Origin of the sequence: Pseudoalteromonas sp. HM-SA03 (genome assembly GCF_002289345.1) — a bacterium.
Classification (GTDB): Bacteria; Pseudomonadota; Gammaproteobacteria; order Enterobacterales; family Alteromonadaceae; genus Pseudoalteromonas.
The window spans coordinates 1-3,729 of record NZ_NSDG01000204.1 but is presented as its reverse complement, the minus strand read 5'-3'; the positions used below and the strand labels follow the sequence as shown (position 1 = coordinate 3,729).

At 40.7% G+C, this 3,729-nt stretch carries 2 protein-coding genes and 1 tRNA gene; all 3 read right to left on the bottom strand.

Features of this window, described 5'->3' with window-relative positions:
* Positions 1 to 304: 304 nt before the first annotated feature.
* The gene (locus CKO50_RS23375) at positions 305 to 931 is read right to left on the bottom strand and encodes a hypothetical protein (RefSeq protein ID WP_095730095.1); all 627 of its coding nucleotides are present in this window, start codon (positions 929 to 931) and stop codon (positions 305 to 307) included.
* A gap of 908 nt (positions 932 to 1,839) precedes the next feature.
* Positions 1,840 to 1,916, bottom strand: a tRNA-Pro gene (locus tag CKO50_RS23370).
* 163 nt (positions 1,917 to 2,079) lie between these two features.
* Entirely contained in the window at positions 2,080 to 3,498 is a 1,419-nt protein-coding gene (locus tag CKO50_RS23365; protein WP_095730094.1) for a sodium:alanine symporter family protein, read from the bottom strand.
* Positions 3,499 to 3,729: the final 231 nt, after the last annotated feature.

Sequence of the window (3,729 nt, the reverse complement as noted above, 5' to 3'; positions counted from 1 at the left end):
CCACAGTGCGATATCGACAGTTTACTGCCCTGGCATGTTAGCCTCTAGGTGTAGTTAGCCGTACGCTTACAAAAAGCCTACTCAGAGGCAAGTTTCGAAAAGGACTGGGTTAGGGTTACGAACTGTAAAGAGGTATTGGATTTGCTCAGGGTAAATACCGGAATTTTCAAACCAACGAAAGGTGTAAATTATTTAAGTAAGTCTTAACTTGGTCTGCCAGAAGAGGTTAATAGTATCTGACAGCATGAGTCCATTTACGAACGGTGGCAATTCATTTATATTTAACTTATTAAGCTAGTGTTCCTTACTTAGAGTTCAACCATTCCTTAATTTGCGCTCGAATTTCAGGTCCAAAATAACCGCCTCTAGGGTTTTTTACAAATTTAATTGTGTCGCACTCGATGGACTTGTCGAGCTTCCATGCCCAAGCTGCTCTGCACACGACAATGAAGCGTTCACCTCTTTGGGCTTGGGGAATCAATACCTGATGCAAGTAATCAATAGCTACCTGAGTGCTTGGTAGGTTATTTAGAATTGAAGGTTTTAATTGTTTTGCATCTTTCGATGCATAGGAGCAAACATTGAATATTGAGACATTCTTCGCAACCTCTTCGTCTGTCATTCCATCAAGTCTTGCTCGTGGTAAGAACCATTCTCTCCATCGCTTGAACCAAAGAGGAAAGTCACTTTCTCCTTTGATTTGTTCAAACAGAAGTGTTCTACAACTCTCATCTTCGAACCCCTGCTTATCTTCATTTTCAAAGCCAGGATTCAGAAAGAGCGCAATAACAGGGGCCGTTTTAAGGTTTCCGTTAATGTGACCTGGCGGTACATGTAATTCAAAAATATCTTTGTATTTCTCTATGACTTCTTTGTCATCGGGATGTACGCATTCTTTATATGGGAGATTTGCCCAAAACTTGAAAATCACAGCTCAAATCCTTGATATTATTGTTTTTTCTTCACTGGGTTTAGGTGGTTATGTTTATATTGAAATTAAAACTCTTAGGTTAGCGGCCCACCAAAGGCAACAAAACTTGTTCCCAGCGCCTGAAATACATCAATTACTGAAGCTACTACACACTTTGCTTTTCCCATAATGCTATCCTCCTTCTCAGGATTTTGGCCCGAGTCCAATGTTGTTAACATACGATTTTTGATATAGCTAAAAACCATCAGCAAAGTACAGACAGCTAGGAACAAAATAAGCAGGGTAGGATTCGAACCCTCGCCACTAACCGTTAACCTAAGAATTCTTTTTTAAACCTCGAAAACATAACATTTTAATTGTGTGCAACTTGCGCATTCTTTTGCCGCGCTATTGCTTACTTTTCTTATTAATAGCAAATTAGATAACTCATTACTAGTTAGAGAAATTATTGAAATGTTATAAAGTGGTTTAAGGACAAAAAAGCGCAACTTGCCCATGTTTCTGAATATGGGGAAAGTGCTTATGCCGAATATAGCAACAGCTTTGATAGATAAGTTTAAAGTCCGCCATTCGCTAAAGCCTACCTCTCAGACGTTAATCTAACTTAGTTACCACCAAAAGCATAAGGTCATATATGAGCTGCCACGATTCATTGCCCGCCTATTACAAATTATTTATCTGAAAAGCTTCTATAAAATTTTATCGTGAGGAAGGTAACAAAGGTGCCATTAGCTGTCTTCCTATATATCCCCCCCAATCAACACCCAATCTAACTCAAAAAATAGAAATTAAGTTAAGATAAATATGGTGCGATAAATGTGCGATATAGAGTTAGATATTGCTGACGCTTAGTGCGAAAAAGTAAGACGAATAAATTATATAACTTATTGAATAGGGTAAGGAAAAGCTGGTCGGCATAGCAGGATTTGAACCTGCGACCCCTGACACCCCATGACAGTGCGCTACCAAGCTGCGCTATATGCCGACTTGTGCTTTACTATACGGATTTTTTTTTGAAAGGCAATAAGTGGTTGGTTTGTTTGGACATTAAATGAACTCAAGGGCGTATTTTTGTGTTCTTCGTCATTAATCCTGAGTTTTATAAGAAGAAAGCGCACTAAAAATAAGCTCTAGTGCGCTGTATTGGTCTATTTAGTCCAAATACTTTTTGGTAGTGTTTTTTCTACTTCAGGGTTGGTACTAGGATCAAACTCTGGGGTTACGCCAGCTTTAAGCTGCTTTTTATAATCGTTGGCAAGCCATAGCACGACTTTGCGAAGCATAAAGAGTGCAACCACGTTTACTACAGCCATTAAGCCCATTGAAATATCAGCGAGTGTCCAAACCAGTCCAAGTTCGCTTACCGCACCAAACATTACCATACCTAATACACAAGCTCTAAATACCATCATGCCTTTCTTTGAATGGTGATCTAAGAACAGTAGGTTGGTTTCTGCATAGCTATAGTTGGCAACAATGGAAGTAAAAGCAAAAAATAGAATAGCCACCGCAACGAAAATTGCGCCCCATTCTCCTACATGATGAACCAATGCAGATTGCGTTAATTCAATGCCAGTTAAACCTGAGTTTGGCTCGAGCTGACCAGATAAAAGAATAAGCGAAGCGGTCGCGGTACAGATCACTATGGTATCTACAAATACACCTAGCATTTGTACATAACCCTGTGATGCTGGATGGTTTGGATTTGGTGTTGCACTAGCAGCAGCGTTTGCTGCGCTACCCATCCCCGCTTCATTTGAGAATAAGCCGCGCTTGATCCCTTGAAGCATCGCTTGCATTACCGCGTAGCCAATAGCACCAGCACCCGCTTGCTCAATACCCATTGCACTTTTTACTATTAACATGAATATATCTGGTAGCTGCGCAAAGTTCACAGCACAGACGTAAAGTGCAAGTATAAGATAAGCAACGGCCATAAAAGGCACGACGAGTTCGGCAAAGCGTGCAATAGTTTTTAAACCTCCGAAGATGATAATCCCAGAAGCTGCTACTAACGCAATACCCATCACATATTTAGGCACATCAAAGGCAACGTTAAATGCTGCAGCAATGGAGTTGGCTTGTACTGCATTAAAGACAAAACCAAATGCAAGGATAAGGCAAAGTGAGAATAACACCCCCATCCACTTACGTTTTAAACCTAGCTCCATATAATAAGCAGGGCCACCACGGAAGTTTCCGTCATCATCTTTTGTCTTATATAGCTGCGCTAAGCAACTTTCAGCAAAACTAGTCGCCATACCAATCAAGGCAATGAGCCACATCCATAATATAGCACCAGGACCGCCCAAATAGAGCGCAACACCAACACCTGCCATATTTCCGGTACCAACCCGTGCGGCGAGTGAAGTACAGAATGCTTGAAAAGAGGAGATACCATCTTCAGCACCTTCGCGGCTTTGCATCATTACCTTCACCATATATGGGAATTGAGTGAATTGAATAAAACCAAGTCTAATTGTGAAGAATACACCTGCAGCTATTAAGAGGTAGATAAGTAGATGGCCCCATAAAAGACCACTTATCGAGTTTAAGATATCAGCCATGTATTTAGCCTTTTTCTAAGAACGAGTAAATAATGGGGCGGTAATCTACCATAAAGAAAAGCAAAAGCCGAAATTCCTGTGGGTTATCCACAGAAAATGTGGATAAGTTGTTAGGATTCGGTGGGCTAAAAAGCATTTGAAAAATAAATAGAAAAAACCGAAAAAAGGGTTGCACTAAAATCGGATCGCCCTATAATGCGACCCCACTGACACGGGGCGCTACGCTGAAAA

Excerpts from the sequence above, each read along its gene's own strand:
- CKO50_RS23365 (WP_095730094.1), bottom strand. The coding sequence starts at position 3,498 with ATGGCTGATATCTTAAACTCGATAAGTGGTCTTTTATGGGGCCATCTA.